This window comes from Bacillus sp. 205(2023) (assembly GCF_037027485.1).
Taxonomy (GTDB): domain Bacteria; phylum Bacillota; class Bacilli; order Bacillales; family Bacillaceae; genus Bacillus; species Bacillus halotolerans.
The window spans coordinates 224,354-240,376 of sequence record NZ_JAXCHF010000002.1 but is presented as its reverse complement, the minus strand read 5'-3'; the positions used below and the strand labels follow the sequence as shown (position 1 = coordinate 240,376).

At 46.6% G+C, this 16,023-nt stretch carries 17 protein-coding genes; 10 read left to right on the top strand and 7 right to left on the bottom strand.

Going from position 1 to position 16,023, the window contains the following annotated elements; genetic code table 11:
• The first annotated feature begins 63 nt into the window (after positions 1-63).
• Together celB and WA325_RS08725 are read left to right on the top strand one after the other, a co-directional pair.
• Complete coding sequence (celB, locus tag WA325_RS08730; protein ID WP_105954467.1) at positions 64-1,398, top strand: PTS cellobiose transporter subunit IIC; 1,335 nt, start codon at positions 64-66, stop codon at positions 1,396-1,398.
• Between the two features lie 89 nt (positions 1,399-1,487).
• The gene (locus WA325_RS08725; RefSeq protein WP_105954466.1) at positions 1,488-2,165 is read left to right on the top strand and encodes a DUF2711 family protein; all 678 of its coding nucleotides are present in this window, start codon (positions 1,488-1,490) and stop codon (positions 2,163-2,165) included.
• Positions 2,166-2,204: 39 nt separating this feature from the next.
• Here WA325_RS08725 and glxA read toward each other — a convergent pair whose 3' ends face one another.
• The gene (gene glxA, locus WA325_RS08720) at positions 2,205-2,585 is read right to left on the bottom strand and encodes a glyoxalase GlxA (RefSeq protein ID WP_010332375.1); all 381 of its coding nucleotides are present in this window, start codon (positions 2,583-2,585) and stop codon (positions 2,205-2,207) included.
• Between the two features lie 121 nt (positions 2,586-2,706).
• On the opposite strand from glxA, the gene WA325_RS08715 reads away from it, so the two are divergent.
• Entirely contained in the window at positions 2,707-3,894 is a 1,188-nt protein-coding gene (locus WA325_RS08715) for a class I SAM-dependent rRNA methyltransferase (RefSeq protein ID WP_105954465.1), read from the top strand.
• A 34-nt stretch (positions 3,895-3,928) separates the two neighbouring features.
• Here the strand turns inward: WA325_RS08715 and WA325_RS08710 are convergent, their stop codons facing one another.
• From WA325_RS08710 to WA325_RS08695, 4 genes are all read right to left on the bottom strand, one after another.
• On the bottom strand, positions 3,929-4,126 hold the full coding sequence (locus tag WA325_RS08710; protein WP_010332373.1) for a YwbE family protein: 198 nt from the start codon (positions 4,124-4,126) through the stop codon (positions 3,929-3,931).
• 34 nt (positions 4,127-4,160) lie between these two features.
• Positions 4,161-5,363, bottom strand: a complete 1,203-nt coding sequence (locus WA325_RS08705) for an MFS transporter (protein WP_105954464.1) — start codon at positions 5,361-5,363, stop codon at positions 4,161-4,163.
• 107 nt (positions 5,364-5,470) lie between these two features.
• The gene (locus tag WA325_RS08700) at positions 5,471-6,148 is read right to left on the bottom strand and encodes a CidB/LrgB family autolysis modulator (RefSeq protein WP_105954463.1); all 678 of its coding nucleotides are present in this window, start codon (positions 6,146-6,148) and stop codon (positions 5,471-5,473) included.
• Positions 6,130-6,516, bottom strand: a complete 387-nt coding sequence (locus WA325_RS08695) for a CidA/LrgA family holin-like protein (protein ID WP_003222205.1) — start codon at positions 6,514-6,516, stop codon at positions 6,130-6,132. Before WA325_RS08695 ends, WA325_RS08700 begins: the two co-directional genes overlap by 19 nt.
• A 105-nt stretch (positions 6,517-6,621) precedes the next feature.
• On the opposite strand from WA325_RS08695, the gene cidR reads away from it, so the two are divergent.
• The 7 genes from cidR (at position 6,622) to WA325_RS08660 (ending at position 13,735) form a co-directional block, all read left to right on the top strand.
• Positions 6,622-7,530 carry a cidABC operon transcriptional activator CidR gene (gene cidR, locus WA325_RS08690; RefSeq protein ID WP_010332370.1) on the top strand — a complete coding sequence of 303 codons (909 nt, stop codon included), beginning with the start codon at positions 6,622-6,624 and terminating at the stop codon, positions 7,528-7,530.
• A 7-nt stretch (positions 7,531-7,537) separates the two neighbouring features.
• The gene (thiM, locus tag WA325_RS08685; protein WP_105954462.1) at positions 7,538-8,356 is read left to right on the top strand and encodes a hydroxyethylthiazole kinase; all 819 of its coding nucleotides are present in this window, start codon (positions 7,538-7,540) and stop codon (positions 8,354-8,356) included.
• Positions 8,353-9,021 carry a thiamine phosphate synthase gene (gene thiE / locus WA325_RS08680; protein ID WP_105954461.1) on the top strand — a complete coding sequence of 223 codons (669 nt, stop codon included), beginning with the start codon at positions 8,353-8,355 and terminating at the stop codon, positions 9,019-9,021. The genes thiM and thiE overlap by 4 nt, the downstream gene beginning before the upstream one ends.
• Positions 9,022-9,175: 154 nt before the next feature.
• Entirely contained in the window at positions 9,176-10,621 is a 1,446-nt protein-coding gene (locus WA325_RS08675) for an FTR1 family protein (protein ID WP_336183468.1), read from the top strand.
• Complete coding sequence (gene efeO, locus WA325_RS08670; RefSeq protein ID WP_202853342.1) at positions 10,618-11,775, top strand: iron uptake system protein EfeO; 1,158 nt, start codon at positions 10,618-10,620, stop codon at positions 11,773-11,775. The genes WA325_RS08675 and efeO overlap by 4 nt, the downstream gene beginning before the upstream one ends.
• Before the next feature lie 18 nt (positions 11,776-11,793).
• On the top strand, positions 11,794-13,044 hold the full coding sequence (gene efeB, locus WA325_RS08665; RefSeq protein ID WP_105954458.1) for an iron uptake transporter deferrochelatase/peroxidase subunit: 1,251 nt from the start codon (positions 11,794-11,796) through the stop codon (positions 13,042-13,044).
• Positions 13,045-13,132: 88 nt separating this feature from the next.
• Positions 13,133-13,735 carry a DsbA family oxidoreductase gene (locus WA325_RS08660; RefSeq protein WP_095712732.1) on the top strand — a complete coding sequence of 201 codons (603 nt, stop codon included), beginning with the start codon at positions 13,133-13,135 and terminating at the stop codon, positions 13,733-13,735.
• 44 nt (positions 13,736-13,779) lie between these two features.
• Here WA325_RS08660 and WA325_RS08655 read toward each other — a convergent pair whose 3' ends face one another.
• On the bottom strand, positions 13,780-15,321 hold the full coding sequence (locus tag WA325_RS08655; protein WP_202853340.1) for a solute symporter family protein: 1,542 nt from the start codon (positions 15,319-15,321) through the stop codon (positions 13,780-13,782).
• On the bottom strand, positions 15,318-15,632 hold the full coding sequence (locus WA325_RS08650) for a DUF485 domain-containing protein (protein WP_268510309.1): 315 nt from the start codon (positions 15,630-15,632) through the stop codon (positions 15,318-15,320). The genes WA325_RS08655 and WA325_RS08650 overlap by 4 nt, the downstream gene beginning before the upstream one ends.
• Between the last annotated feature and the right edge of the window lie 391 nt (positions 15,633-16,023).

Sequence of the window (16,023 nt, the reverse complement as noted above, 5' to 3'; positions counted from 1 at the left end):
AATAAGATAAAGAAAACATTGCAAAGGTTGTTTACAAAGCAGTGAAAAAAGGGGGCTTTTCAGATGAGCGCGTTCACTCGGGTGATGGAAGAAAAAATCATGCCTGTCGCTGGGAAAATTGCCGGGCAGCGGCATCTCAGCGCTTTGCGTGACGGAATTGTTTTGACCATGCCGCTGATTATTATCGGTTCTGTCTTTTTGATATTAACCAGTCTGCCGATTCCCGGTTATGCTGATTTTATGACGAGTGTGTTTGGGGAACAGTGGGCGGATAAGCTTGGCTATCCTGTCAATGCTTCATTCGATATTATGGCAATGATTGCGGCTTTCGGGATCGCCTATCGGCTGGCGGAAAGCTACGGTGTTGATGCCCTGTCGGCCGGAGCGATTTCAATTGCAGCCTTCTTATTGGCAACGCCGTTCGAGGTGCCTTTTACGCCGGATGGCTCAACAGAATCAATCATGGTCGGAGGCGGAATTCCCATTACATTGCTCGGCAGCAAGGGACTGTTTGTCGCCATGATCATCGCCTTGTTTTCGACTGAAGTCTATCGGTACATCATTCAAAAAAATATTGTGTTTAACATGCCTGACGGCGTGCCGCCGGCGGTAAGCAAATCATTTGTCGCGCTGATTCCCGGCTTTATTATCGTATTTCTTATATGGCTGGCGCGTCTTCTGATTGAAATGACGCCTTTTGAAAGCCTGCACAATGTCGTCGGAGACCTGCTCGGTACGCCGCTTTCCATCCTTGGGGGCAGCCTCGGCGGGAGTCTGATCGCTGAATTCGTGCAAATGCTGCTTTGGGCGTGCGGCATTCACGGCGCTTCGATCATCGGCGGTATTATGGCGCCGATTTGGTATGGCGCCATGGATGCAAACCGTCTCGCGTTTCAAGCGGGCGAGGCGCTGCCGAGTATTTTTACGACTCAGTTTTTTCAAATTTGGATCAATGTCGGCGGAAGCGGAGCAACGCTGGCGCTTGTACTCACAATGCTTGTGCGGTCCCGGAGCAAACAGATGAAGCAGCTCGGCCGATTAGGGATTGGTCCTGCGCTATTTAACATCAACGAGCCGATCATTTTCGGCATGCCGATTGTGATGAACCCGCTCCTTATCGTTCCGTTCATCATAGCCCCGCTCCTCACAATTACCGCCACTTATATCGGCATGAGCACCGGACTGGTGGCAAGGCCCGCCGGAATCGCCGTGCCATGGACCATGCCGCCGCTCATATCAGGGTACCTGGCGACAGGCGGAAAAGTATCTGGAGCGGTCATGCAGCTGGTGAACCTGCTCATTACATGTGCGATCTACTACCCGTTTTTCAGAATATGGGATCATCAAAAATGGAAGGAAGAGAGTGCGGTTGAATCCGGGGATAAAAATGTGACGTGATGTAAGCTGTAATAGATCATCAGCTGTTAAAGGGCTGATGATCTTCTATCAACTATAAGTAAATGTTAGAATATGTAAAGGGGGTGCCCATGCTAGAATACATATGGTTAGATGACGAATCACCAATCTTAAAACAAATACCAGTTGAATATACATCAGCTGCTATTTTATTTTCTCCTTTTATTCAAATGCCTGAAGGGTGGGAAAAAGCTAAGAGAAAAAATGAGTATGAGCATATTTATCCAAATGATCAAGAAGTAAGGGAAAAAGGAAAAGCAGTTACATGGAAAGAGATCATGTCTTCATGCGGATTCCAAACACATGCAGAGCTGGCGCTGGCTTTGAAGACATCGATATTTGCTTTAAGGGATGAGTACGCGAGAGAGGATTTGGCTGAACTTTTACATGTGAACTTAAAAGGAAATCTCTTTTATCCCAGTGAGGACCATATTTCAAATTTTCATATTCCCGGTTTGGTAAAAGTGCTTCGTTACAACGGGTCCAATCGGTTTTATTACTCAGAACCAATTGTGGAAAACAGCGGCTTTCTGGACACAACTGAGGCTAACTTGCGGAAAGTTCTTGATGAAGCCGCCGCAGAGCTCATTTTGACTGATGAGAAAATGGATTTTGTGTTTATGAGTGTATACGACTCATTCATGAATGTTTTTCTTGCGAAAGATGAAAACATTCATGACATGGTTCAGCGTATGGGCTGGGAGGCCATGTTTTGCGATGAAACTACGTATATGAATTGGTATAGATAAGAAAAGAACGTACCTCAAACAGAGACACGTTCTTTTTTCTTACCGCTGAAAGAACTCAATCCACTCGCCGTCAGGACCTTCGATATAAAAATACCGATACCCGTTTGGAAGTGTTGTGATCTCTTCGTCGATAAATTTCGCATTCATTCTTTCCGCTTTTGTATATTCGGCCGCGATGTCATCAGTCAGCAGGGCAATGTGATGCACTTTACCTTCGGCGGGAAGCTCGCTGCTGTAGCCTTGAATCAGTTCGATTTCTGTTTCCGGACCATCTTCAAAGCCAAGAAAAGCAAGCTCGATAATACCGTTCGTATGAGTGATGCGGTCCTTCAATTTCATGCCGAGAACCTCTTCATAAAATGAAATGGACGCGTTAATATCTCTTACCATAATGCCTGTATGGTCAATTCGTTTTGCCATGCTGTTCCTCCTAGAAACTCTTTTTGTCTATCGTAGAAAAACCTTTCCTTTCTGTCAATGAAGACATCTTGGCGTTTTGTGGTACGATAAGAAAAAGCAAACAGAAAGAGGACGAACATATATGAAGCTACTCACCCTAAAGCAAGCACATGCTGCAAAAATCAAAAAAGGCTATCCGCTCATCGAAAAGGAAGCTCTCACCGGCAGTGCGGGGCACGTCAAAGAAGGCGACCTCGTTGATGTCGTGTCTGAAAGCGGCGAGTTTCTCGCAAGGGGCTATTACGGCCTGCAAAACAAAGGGGTCGGCTGGACGCTTACCCGCAATAAAAATGAACAAATCGATCAAGCATTTTTCCTCAGCAAATTAACAAAAGCGGTACAAGCGCGTGCAAACCTTTTTGCGGCGCCTGATACAACGGCTTTCCGTCTCTTCAACGGTGAAGGCGACGGCATCGGCGGCGTAACCGTTGATTATTATGACGGGTACCTGCTGCTCCAATGGTACAGCAAAGGCATTTACACTTTTAAAGAAACGCTGATTGCCGCTCTGGATGAACTGGATATTGAATATAAAGCGATTTACGAAAAGAAACGCTTCGATACAGCTGGACAGTATGTCGAGGATGATGACTTCGTGAAGGGAGAAAGAGGCGAGTTCCCGATCATCATTCAAGAAAACGGGATACAATACGCGGTAGATTTAAACGAAGGCGCCATGACAGGCATCTTTTTAGATCAAAGACATGTGCGCAAAGCGATCAGAGACCGCTATGCCAGTGGAAAAAACGTTTTAAACACGTTTTCTTATACGGGTGCGTTCTCAGTGGCGGCAGCGTTAGGCGGAGCGGAGAAAACAACAAGCGTGGACGTGGCAAATCGAAGCCTGGCCAAAACGATCGAGCAATTCAGCGTGAACAAGCTGGATTACGAGGCGCACGATATTAAAGTGATGGATGTTTTTAAATACTTCTCATATGCGGCGAAAAAGGATCTGCGCTTTGATCTGATTGTTCTCGACCCGCCATCCTTTGCCCGCACAAAAAAACGCACCTTCAGCGCGGCCAAGGATTATAAAAATCTGCTGAAGGAAACGATTGCCATTACAGCCGACAAGGGCATCATTGTCGCCTCTACAAACAGCAGCGCCTTCGGAATGAAGAAATTCAAAGGCTTTATCGATGCCGCGTTCAAAGAAACAAATGAACGCTATACGATCATAGAGGAATTTACATTGCCGGAGGACTTTAAAACGATGTCAGCATATCCGGAAGGCAATTACTTAAAAGTTGTCTTTCTGCAGAAAAAATAAAAAGAAAAAAGCTGCCCCGGTTCAGGGCAGCTTTTTATGTAGAAATGATTTGCTGGACGCGTCCGATACGGCCATCTTCCAGACGGACTTTAATGCCGTGCGGGTGATAGCTTGATTTCGTCAAAATATCCTTCACTGTGCCTCGCGTCAGTTTTCCTGTTTTTTGATCCGCTTTCAAGACAATATCAACCTGTAATCCTTTCGAAATGCTGCTCCGCTCTTGCCCGTTCATAGCACACTTCCTTTCTTTTTATTCATTATAGTCGTTATGGTTTAAAAGTAACAGCCGGCTGATGAAGCGTATGTTTATTTTTTTCTGCTTTTATTAAATATAATGTCAGCCCTGCACCCGCTATGCTGAGAATGGCGAAGAGCAGATAGACCGCGAAGATGGAAACGTAGTCAAAAATGTATCCGCCAACAAACGTACAGAACCAGTTGCCGAATCCGTTGCCGATGGCGGCGTACATGGTTAGCGCTGTCGCCTCCACATGGCTTGGGGTAATCTTTTTGACGTATTGCAGCGCCGCCGGAATAAATAAACCAATAGAAACGCCTTGGAGACATACCGTCGCATAAATGATCCATAACGAAGGCTCTGTGAAGTAAAGCGTCCATCTGAATAATGAAACCCCGCCGGACAGTATGATGACATTGAGCAATCCCATTTTATCTATGAATTTCTGCGCAAACCTCATAAACGGAATTTCTGAGATCACTCCGATAAAAAATAAAAGGCCAATGACGGAAAGAGACGCGCCGCTTTTGTCGAGAAACAGACTGAAGTATGTATTGTTCGCTAAATTTGGTGCAAATGTCGTAAAGGTGATGATCATAAAGATGAGGAACGTTTTGTTGCTGACCAGCTCCCGGAACCCTTTGCGGATATTGATCTTTGTTTTTGTTTTCTGCTGGCCCGGCATTTGTGAGGCCAATATGGCTGCCATGCACAGAAAGGCACAGCCAAAGATAAAGATGACGTGGATGGGGTACAGCTGATTCGTCACCTGTCCCATGACAAACACCGCAGTGCCGAAGCCGAGAGAACCAAACAGGCGGATTCCGCCGTAGTTTCCGTTTGTTTGTTGTGTGTAGCGTAAAGAAATGCTGTCTGACAATGGAATGATTGTGCTCTGAAAGGCTGCAAAGCAGGCCGCAATCAGAATAAACAGCGGAAAGCCGTCAAATGCGATGTAGCCGAGCCCGATGACACCTGTTACCGAGGTGCAAACCGCAAGCAGGCTTTTTGTTTTTTGCGTATAATCGCTCAGCATACCCCAAAACGGCTGGAAAAAGATCATCACAATCGGGCCGAGTGACATAATCAAGCCGACTTGTGAGCCGCTTACATGCTGTTCCTTTGTTAAATACATACTGAGCAGCGGAAAGATACTGCCTGTGCCCAGGAAAGCAAATAAATAAAATCCTTTTAATGCGGCGTAATGCCGTTTCACCTGCAAACTGCGCATGAGGGCTCCTCCTTTAGTATCCACAAATTACATTATATTGTAAATTCCCAGCTTTTCAATGGAAGGAGACACAAAAAAACTGCCCTTGCCAGGACAGTTTTTTCTTCCTACATAAATGAAAGCAAAAACGGCGCCGCGCAAAGCGTCATGATCGCAGCTAAGATCATCGACACACTGGAAATCGTGCCGGACACTGAGCTAAGCTCAAATGCTTTGGATGTGCCCGCTCCATGTGCGCTTGTGCCGAGCAGCACGCCCCGCGCAATTTCGTTATCAATGCGGAAATAGCGGATGACCATCGGCCCGATGACGGTGCCGAACAATGCAGTCAAAATGACAAATATAGCTGTGACCGCAGGCATTCCGCCGATCATTTCAGATACGTTCATCGCGATCGGCGTTGTCACTGATCTTGGAACGAGGCTGTCAATCAAGCCGGTTCCGAGGTGAAGCCATTTCGCAATAAGAGCTGTAGAAATAATCGCGATGCATGAGCCGAAGGCGACGTTTAAAATAATTTCCACTGCGTATTTCTTTAAAACAGGGAAATATTTATAAAGCGGGATCGCAAATGCCACGGTAGCCGGCTGAAGCATATCGGTCAGCACTTCACCGCCGAGATTATATGTCTCGTACGGGACATTCACCAGCAGCAGCAGACCGACTAACACAGCGGGCGTCACCAATAGCGGCGACGTATAGACTCGCGGAAAACGCGAATATACTTTTTTTGCTCCTACATACACCAAAACCGTTAATAACAAACTTACAATTCCGATGAACACGTATGTTTTTTCTCCTTTCTTTTTGCAATGATTTGTGTAAGCGTTCCTGTGGACACCATCACGACAAACGTGCTGATGATGACAACAAGCAAAATGCTGACACCGAATTTTGACATAATGTCTCCGTATTCAATCACTCCGACGGCAGACGGGATAAAAAATAAAAGCAGCTCCCCAAGAAGCCACGCCGCGCCAAGCTCTATCCATTCAAGCTTGATGATTTTAAAGTGTAATAATGTGAAAAGAATCACAATCCCAATTATACTGCCGGGAATATTTATATGAAGAAGGGCTGTCACCCAATTAATCAGCCGAGCAAATATAAATAACAGAGCGATTTGAATAACGGTTAGCAACAGTTTTTTCATATTGATGCCTCCCTTATATTCATATTGTACATAAGGTCTCTCTATAGGTAAAATATATATAAAGCATAATAAGTATTCCTTTTGTCTATAGAAGAGGTGAAGTTCATGGATATCCGCCATTTAACATACTTTCTGGAGGTCGCCCGTCTGAAAAGTTTTACGAAGGCGTCCCAATCACTTTATGTTTCCCAGCCGACGATATCGAAAATGATCAAAAATTTAGAAGCAGAGCTTGGGATCGAGCTTTTTTACCGAAACGGCAGACAGGTGGAGCTGACGGACGCCGGCCATAGCATGTATGTGCAGGCGCAGGAAATCATTAAATCATTTCAAAACCTGACATCCGAGTTAAATGATATTATGGAGGTCAAGAAGGGGCATGTGCGAATCGGACTGCCGCCGATGATCGGCTCAGGTTTTTTCCCGAGAGTGCTCGGCGATTTTCGGGAAAATTATCCGAATGTGACCTTTCAGCTTGTTGAGGACGGCTCTATCAAAGTCCAAGAAGGCGTTGGGGACGGTTCTCTTGACATCGGTGTTGTTGTTCTCCCCGCAAACGAAGACATTTTTCATTCATTTACGATCGTAAAAGAAACATTAATGCTTGTCGTACACCCTTCCCACCGGCTGGCGGGTGAGAAAGAGAGCCGATTACAGGATTTGAAGGAAGAGCCTTTTATTTTCTTCAGGGAGGATTTTGTTCTCCACAATCGAATTATGATGGAATGTATCAAGGCCGGATTCCGGCCCCATATCATTTACGAAACCTCACAATGGGATTTTATCAGTGAGATGGTGTCAGCCAACCTGGGGATTGGACTTTTGCCGGAACGCATATGCCGCGGCCTTGATCCGGAAAAGGTCAAAGTCATTCCGCTTGTCGATCCGGTCATCCCTTGGCATCTTGCGATTATATGGAGAAAGGACCGCTATTTGTCCTTTGCGGCAAGAGCTTGGCTTGAACATACGAAATCGTATTTGTGGGATCCGAAAAAAAGAGAGAGTAAAGGATGATGCTAATATGGATGCACAATCAGCAGCAAAACGTCTAACAGCCGTCCGGAAGCATAGCCCTCTGGTGCACAGTATAACAAACAATGTTGTGACAAATTTTACAGCGAACGGCCTGCTCGCCCTCGGTGCATCACCCGTAATGGCTTATGCGAAGGAAGAGGTCGCCGACATGGCGAAAATCGCGGGTGCGCTCGTTTTAAATATCGGAACGCTAAGCAAAGAAACCGTCGAAGCTATGATCATTGCGGGTAAATCAGCGAATGAACATGGCGTACCCGTCATTCTTGATCCCGTCGGTGCTGGAGCGACACCGTTCCGCACTGAATCGGCACGTGAGATGATTCGTGAGGTGCGCCTCTCTGCGATCAGGGGAAATACCGCGGAAATTGCACATACCGTCGGTGTTTCGGATTGGATGATCAAAGGAGTCGATGCCGGTGAAGGCGGAGGCGACAGCATCCGTCTGGCTCAACAGGCGGCGCAAAAACTGAACACGGTCATTGCGATTACTGGGGAAGTCGATGTAATTGCCGACGCATCTAACGTATACACTCTTCATAACGGCCACAAGCTGCTGACGAAGGTGACAGGCGCTGGATGTCTTCTGACTTCAGTTGTCGGTGCATTTTGTGCAGTGGAAAAAAATCCGTTATTCGCTGCCATCGCTGCGATTTCCTCATATGGTGTTGCGGCTCAGCTTGCCGCGCACCAGACAGCTGACAAAGGTCCGGGGAGTTTTCAGATAGAATTGCTGAACAAGCTGTCTTCTGTCTCTGAACAGGATGTACTAGAGCTAGCGACAATAGAAAGGGTGACAGTCTCATGACACGTATTTCTCGGGAAATGATGAAAGAGCTATTATCTGTTTACTTCATTATGGGTTCAAACAATACGAAAGCCGATCCTGTGGCAGTCGTGCAAAACGCATTAAAAGGCGGTGCCACTCTGTACCAGTTTCGTGAAAAGGGCGAGGGCGCATTGACAGGAGAGGAAAGGATTGCCTTCGCCGCAAAGGTTCAGGCGGCATGCCGTGAAGCCGGAGTCCCTTTTATTGTCAATGATGATGTGGAGCTGGCACTGATGCTGAAGGCAGACGGTGTGCACATCGGCCAAGAGGATGCGAAAGCAAAAGAAGTCCGTGACGCCATTGGCGATATGATTCTTGGCGTGTCCGCCCATACGATGTCTGAGGTGAAGCAAGCCGAGGAGGATGGAGCAGATTATGTCGGTCTCGGGCCGATCTATCCGACGGAAACGAAAAAGGATACGAGAGCTGTACAGGGTGTGTCTCTGATTGAAGCGGTGAGACGTCAAGGCATCAGCATTCCGATTGTCGGCATCGGCGGCATCACAATAGAAAATGCCGCTCCCGTCATCGAAGCGGGGGCTGATGGTGTCAGTATGATCAGCGCAATCAGTCTGACGGAGGATCCGGAAGAAGCCGCACGCAAATTTTACGATGTTATTCACACATATAAGACCGGAAGATAACCCGATTTGCCTTCAAAAGGCTGTCCTATAAAGGGCAGCCTTTTTGCTGTTCCGCCAAGGTTTTCAGACCTTCAAATTTTCATTGACAAAGATCGGGAACTGGCTATGATTATGATATACAATGATAATCATTTTCAATTATAGGAGGAACATGATGGCACGGGGGCTGACACTTATATTACTCAGCTTGTTGATGTTTTTCGGTTCGGCGGTGCATGCGGAAAATGATCCGATTGCTTCCCTGCTTGAATTAAACAAGCAAATGATCAAATCTGTACGAGACGGAGATATAGATGCCGCACAGCAAACATTTGAGACCTTCAAATCGGCGTGGAAAAAGGAAGAACCATCTATTAAGAAGGAAAACCTTTCATCCCACAGCAAAATGGACTCGAATACCGCTATGATTTCTCTTTCTTTCATTAATCAAGACGCGAACAAACTCGAAACACAGCTTGAAGAGCTTTCTTCTCACTTAGAAACCTACCAGCAGGCTGTTGTACTGAAGAAGGCATCCTCGGGTCAATCAAGGACGTCCTTAACAGCCTATATTCAAAGCTTAAAAGACACAAAACAATTGATAGAAAAAAAACAGATGGGTGAAGCGTCAGCCGCTATCGACAACTTAATCACATCTTGGCTGGCCGTAGAAGGAGACGTCGTATCTCAATCCAAAGAAGCGTATACCATATCGGAGGAAAATCTGGCACTCATGAAGGCTGAAATCGACAGCCATCCCGATCAGGTCATAAAACAGATTGACGAAATGATTCAATTGCTTGAGCCGATTGCTTCGAGCAGCTACAGCTGGTGGGACGCGGCCTTGATCCCAATTCGAGAAGGAATGGAGGCGCTGCTTGTCATCGGGGCGCTTTTGACCATGACAAAAAAAGCCCGTGTCACCCGTTCTTCCGCTTGGATCTGGGGCGGCGCGTCAGCAGGCATGTTCGTTTCCTTAGCAGCCGGAATCGGCGTCACCCTCCTGTTCTCCTCGAATGTATTCGGAGAAAACAATTTCTTGCTAGGCGGAATCACCGGCTTGCTGTCCGCTGTCATGCTTTTGTATGTCGGGGTGTGGCTGCATAGAAACGCCTCGATGGACAGGTGGAGAGAAAAAATCAATATCCGGAAATCACAGGCGCTGAAAAAACGAAGCCTGCTTTCCTTTGCGCTCATTGCATTTCTGGCAGTCGTGAGGGAAGGGCTCGAAACAGTCATCTTTTTCATCGGCCTTGTTGGAAAGCTCTCTCTCACTGAGCTGATCGGCGGGACAGCCGCGGGGCTTGTCGTTCTCGTCATCGTCGGTGTTCTTATGATGAAGCTCGGAATGCGCATTCCATTGAAGCCGTTTTTTCTGCTGTCAATGGCGGTTGTCCTGTATATGTGCGTGAAATTTCTCGGAACGGGCGTCCACAGCCTGCAGCTCGCGGGGATTCTTCCGTCTGACGCAGAAAGCTGGCTGCCGTCTGTGTCCGTTCTCGGAATTTATCCGTCCGTGTACAGTACGATTCCGCAATTGCTGATTTTGCTATTTTTACTGATTGCGCTTATCTCAGAAGCGGCAAAACATTATACAAACGGAAAGGAACTGACAAAATGAATATCACAAAGATTGCTGTAACAGCCGGATGCATCCTTGCACTGTGTGCGGGATGCGGAGCCAATGACACTTCGTCAACTAAAGAAAAAGCGTCATCTGATAAAAGCGGAGTAAGCAAAGAGATCGCAGCTTCCGTTGATAAAATGGAGAACATGATTTCCGAACTGAATGAATCAGCTGAAAAAGCCGATCAAAAAGAGATACAAAAGAAGGGGAAAGAATTAAACAGCTACTGGCTTTCTTTTGAAAATGATATTCGCAGCGACTATCCGTTCGAATACACAGAAATCGAAAAGCATCTTCAGCCAATCTACACAGAAGCACAAAAATCCAAACCGGATACAGACAAAATCAAGACAGAATCCGAGTCACTGAAAGCGTCCTTAGAAGACCTGACAGAAGCGAAGAAGAGCAGCAAAAAGGCAAGCGATCAGCTGGCAAAAGCGGCAGATGAATATAAAGACTACGTCAAAGAGCAGAGCGATCAGCTTGTGAAGGCGACGGAAGCATTTACAGTTGCTGTGAATGCAGGCGATATTGAAAAATCAAAGACGTTATATGCGAAAGCGCGCGTCTATTACGAAAGAATTGAACCGATTGCCGAAAGCCTCGGAGATCTTGATCCGAAAATTGATGCCCGTGAAAACGATGTAGAAGAAGGAGACAAATGGACAGGGTTCCACAAGCTTGAGAAAGCCATTTGGAAGGATAAAAATATTTCCGGGGAAAAGGCAACGGCTGACCAGCTTGTCAAGGATGTAAAAGAGCTTGACGGTTCGATTGAATCATTGACTTTAACGCCTGAACAAATTGTGGCTGGCGCGATGGAGCTTCTGAACGAAGCAGGTATTTCTAAAATTACGGGTGAAGAGGAGCGCTACTCACGAATCGATTTAGTCGATCTTATGGCAAATGTTGAAGGCTCCGAGACTGTGTATCAAACTGTGAAAAGCGCGCTCGTAAAAGACCACTCTGATCTGACGGAAAAGCTGGATACCGAATTCAGCGAATTTGAAGTTTTAATGGCAAAATACAAAACGAATGATCAGGCCTATACGTCTTATGATAAATTAAGTGAAGATCAAATCAGAGAGCTGAGCACAAAGCTGACGACTCTTTCTGAAACCATGTCGAAGATTGCGAATGTGCTATAAAAGGAGTTTTGTAACAGCATGAGCGATGAACAGAAAAAGCCAGAACAAATTCACAGACGGGACATTTTAAAATGGGGAGCGATGGCTGGGGCGGCCGTGGCGATTGGCGCCAGCGGCCTCGGCGGTCTCGCTCCGCTTGTTCAGACCGCGGCTAAGCCATCGAAGAAGGACGAAAAAGAGGATGACCAGGTTGTTCCATTTTACGGAAAGCATCAGGCCGGAATCACCACTGCCCATCAGACGTACGTGTATTTTGCCGCGCTTGATGTGACGGCGAAGGAGAAAAGCGCTATCATCACGTTATTCAGAAACTGGACCAGCCTGACACAAATGCTGACGTCAGGAAACAAAATGTCGAGCGAGCAGAAAAATCAATATCTGCCGCCGCAGGATACGGGTGAATCGGCTGATTTACCGCCTTCCAACTTAACGGTTACTTTTGGCTTCGGGCCTGACTTTTTCGAAAAAGATGGAAAGGATCGTTTCGGACTGAAAGGCAAGAAACCGAAACACCTTGCTGCTCTTCCGGCGATGCCGAATGACAATCTCGATGCGAAGCAGGGAAACGGAGACATCTGCATCCAAGTATGCGCAGATGATGAACAAGTGGCGTTTCACGCGCTGCGAAACCTGCTGAATCAAGCGGTGGGAACCTGTGAAGTCCGCTTTATAAACAAAGGCTTTTTAAGCGGGGGCAAAAATGGAGAAACGCCGCGCAATCTATTTGGGTTTAAAGATGGAACAGGGAACCAAAGCACCAAGGATGACACATTGATGAACTCGATCGTGTGGATTCAGTCTGGCGAGCCTGACTGGATGACAGGCGGAACTTATATGGCTTTTCGGAAAATCAAAATGTTCCTTGAAATTTGGGACCGCTCTTCCCTGAAGGATCAAGAGGATACTTTCGGCCGCAGAAAAAGCTCCGGGGCGCCTTTTGGCCAAAAAAAGGAAACAGACCCCGTCAAGCTGAATCAAATTCCGTCAAATTCGCACGTCAGCCTTGCGAAATCTACAGGGAAACAAATTTTGCGAAGAGCTTTTTCTTACACGGAAGGCATTGACTCCAAAACCGGTTATATGGATGCAGGTCTCCTGTTTATCAGCTTTCAAAAAAATCCCGACAATCAGTTCATTCCCATGCTGAAGGCACTTTCGGCAAAGGATGCGTTAAATGAATATACGCAAACGATTGGTTCTGCTTTATATGCAATTCCCGGCGGGTGTAAAAAAGGAGAATATATCGCTCAGCGGTTGCTTGAATCGTAAAAGGAAGCCATGCAGGCTTCTTTTTTAAAAAACAGTTGTAACTTTTATTGTTACAGTTTAAAATCAACCTATACGAAAGGAGACAATCATGACAGTACAAATAAAAGTTTATTCAGATTACGTCTGCCCATTTTGTTTCATTGGAAAAGCCGCTTTTGAAGAGGCGATAAAAGGAAAGGATGTTGAAGTCGAGTGGATGCCGTTTGAATTGCGTCCAAGTCCTTCACCGCAGCTTGATCCTGTAAACGACCCTTCCAAGAAGTATATGTGGCAAACCTCGATCAGACCGATGGCGGAGAAATTGGGAGTCGATATCAAATTTCCAAACGTCTCGCCTCACCCATATACAGACTTGGCTTTTGAAGGCTTTCACTTTGCCAAAGAATACAACAAAGGACATGAGTACAATACCCGTGTATTTGCAGCATTTTTCCAAGAGGGCCAAAACATCGGGGAGATTGATATCTTGACGAAGCTGGCGGAGGAAGTTGGCTTAGACGGAGCATTATTCAAAGCTGCGCTGGAAGCAAGAACATATCAGGACGTTCAGCGGCAAGCTCTGAAGCACGCCTATGAAGAAGCTGACATTACAGCCGTACCAACCTTTGTCATCGGCGACACCGTGATTCCGGGAGCAGCCGGCAAGGAAGTATTTGAAAACGCGATTTCTCAGGAACAACAGAAAACGTAACCTAAGAAAGCTCTCTAAACAAAAATCTGTTTAGAGAGCCTTTTTTAATCCTGATCCATATGAATTCCCGTATGCGCCTTCACCTGTATTTCTGCAAATGTATCTTCATTAGCCGTTTTATCAGAAGACATAAGCGTTCCAAGCCACGCACCGAGGAAGCCGAGCGGAATCGAAATGATGCCCGGATTAGACAGCGGGATAAGCGGCTCGCCTACAAAAATAGCACCTCCGGCCGGGTCCCACACACTCGGGCTCATCGACACGAGGACAAGAGCACTGATCAGCCCAGTCAGGCTGCCCCATAATGCGCCTGAGGCATTGAATCTTTTCCAAAACACAGTAAACACAATCAGCGGAAGGTTTGCGCTGGCGGCAACGGCAAATGCCAATGCGACAAGAAAGGCGACATTTAAGGATTGAGCAAAAATCGCAAGAATGATAGACAGCACTGACACGGCGACAGATGCCCATCTGGCCGCTTTCATCTGTTCTTTCTCAGTTGCTTCTCCTTTTCTGATAATCTGGCTGTAGATATCATGGGCAAACGCTGAAGCGGCAGACAGCACCAAGCCTGTCACCACTGCCAAAATCGTGGCAAAGGCGATGGCTGATACAAACGCGAACAAGAAATCTCCCCCGAGTGCTTTAGCCAGAAGCGGCGCCGCCATGTTTCCCGCTGGATCGGCCGCTGTAATCGCGTCAAAACCGACAAACGCGGCCGCGCCGAATCCGAGAAATACCGTCATAATGTAAAACACACCGATGATCCATGTTGCTGAAACGACTGATGCCCGGGCAGTTTTGGCATCCTTAACTGTATAAAAGCGAATTAAGATATGCGGAAGGCCGGCGGTCCCCAGCACAAGTGCCAAATTCAGCGACAGGGTTTCAAGCGGGACCTTGTATTTGTTCCCTGGATTTAAAAAATCAGCGCCAAGCGGAGTAGCGGTTTTCATTTGCTCAAACATTGTATTAAGGTTAAAACCGAATTTAGAAAAAACGATGATGGAGATGACGAGGGTGCCGGCCATCAGCAAAACGGCTTTGATAATCTGAACCCAGCTCGTCGCGATCATTCCGCCGAACACGACATAAATGGTCATGAGCACTCCGACAATCAGAACGGCCGCGGTATAATCGAGCCCGAGCAGCAGTTTAATCAGCGCCCCTGCCCCCACGAGCTGAGCGATCATATAAAAGGTAGAGATGGCGATGGTATTGAGAGCGGCGACACCGCGGATCTTCTTTTCTTTAAAACGCGCCGCAATCATGTCCGCCATCGTATACTTTCCGAGATTCCGAAGCGGCTCCGCCACGATATAGAGGACAACGAGATAAGCGACAAGAAAACCGATGCTGTAAAAAAATCCGTCGAACCCATATAACGCAATCATTCCGGCAATGCCGAGGAACGACGCGGCAGACATGTAGTCGCCGGCAATTGCCAGTCCATTCTGAACACCGGTGAGCCCGCCGCCGGCCGTATAAAACTCACTCGTCGTTTTTGTTTGTTTCGCGGCAAAATACGTAATCACAAGCGTTAGACCGACAATCGCTACAAATAACAGAAACGCTGTCAGGTTCATGTCTGTTCACCCTTCAGCTCTTCTTTTAAAGCGTTTACAAATCGGTCGTAACGAGCTGCCTTTCGGGAATACACCGTACAGAGTGTCCACGTCATAGCGAATTGAGCGATGGCAAACAGCCAAGCCCATGAAACAGCACCAACTGCCGGAGTATTCAAAAAGGTGAAATAAGACGTTAAAACAGGGAGTGAAAAATAAAAGACAAAAAAGAAAATCGCAGTTGGAACAATAAAGGCCCGTTTCTGCTTCAAAAAGGCTTGAAAAGATGGAGACCCAGCAATCTTTTGGTAATCAGCTTGCGATCTGTACATGGCTTTCCTCCTTTTATTCTGCTGAAAAATAAGCATAAAGGTACACCAATAGGTATGTACAGAAAGTCTGATTTATTCTTCAGGATCATAAAGTGGACGAAAAAAGCAGGAAACGTGAAGATAAGACGCGGGGGTATAAAACGGGCGAAGGTTTTCCAGCTGCCGCATATAAACAAGTTTGCTTTCAAAACCTCACCAATTGCAGCCTATGCAAAGCTGCTCTTTTTCTAAAGTCCGGTTTCATGTTCGCATCACCTCTTTATGACAATGCATGTGCCAAGAGGTGACCGCATCACCAGCTGTCTGTCATATTTTAGGCTGAAACACCGTTTGTCCTCAAAATCGGCGCAGTATATAAGCTATCGAATAGAGGAAATGGTGAAAACTCAGA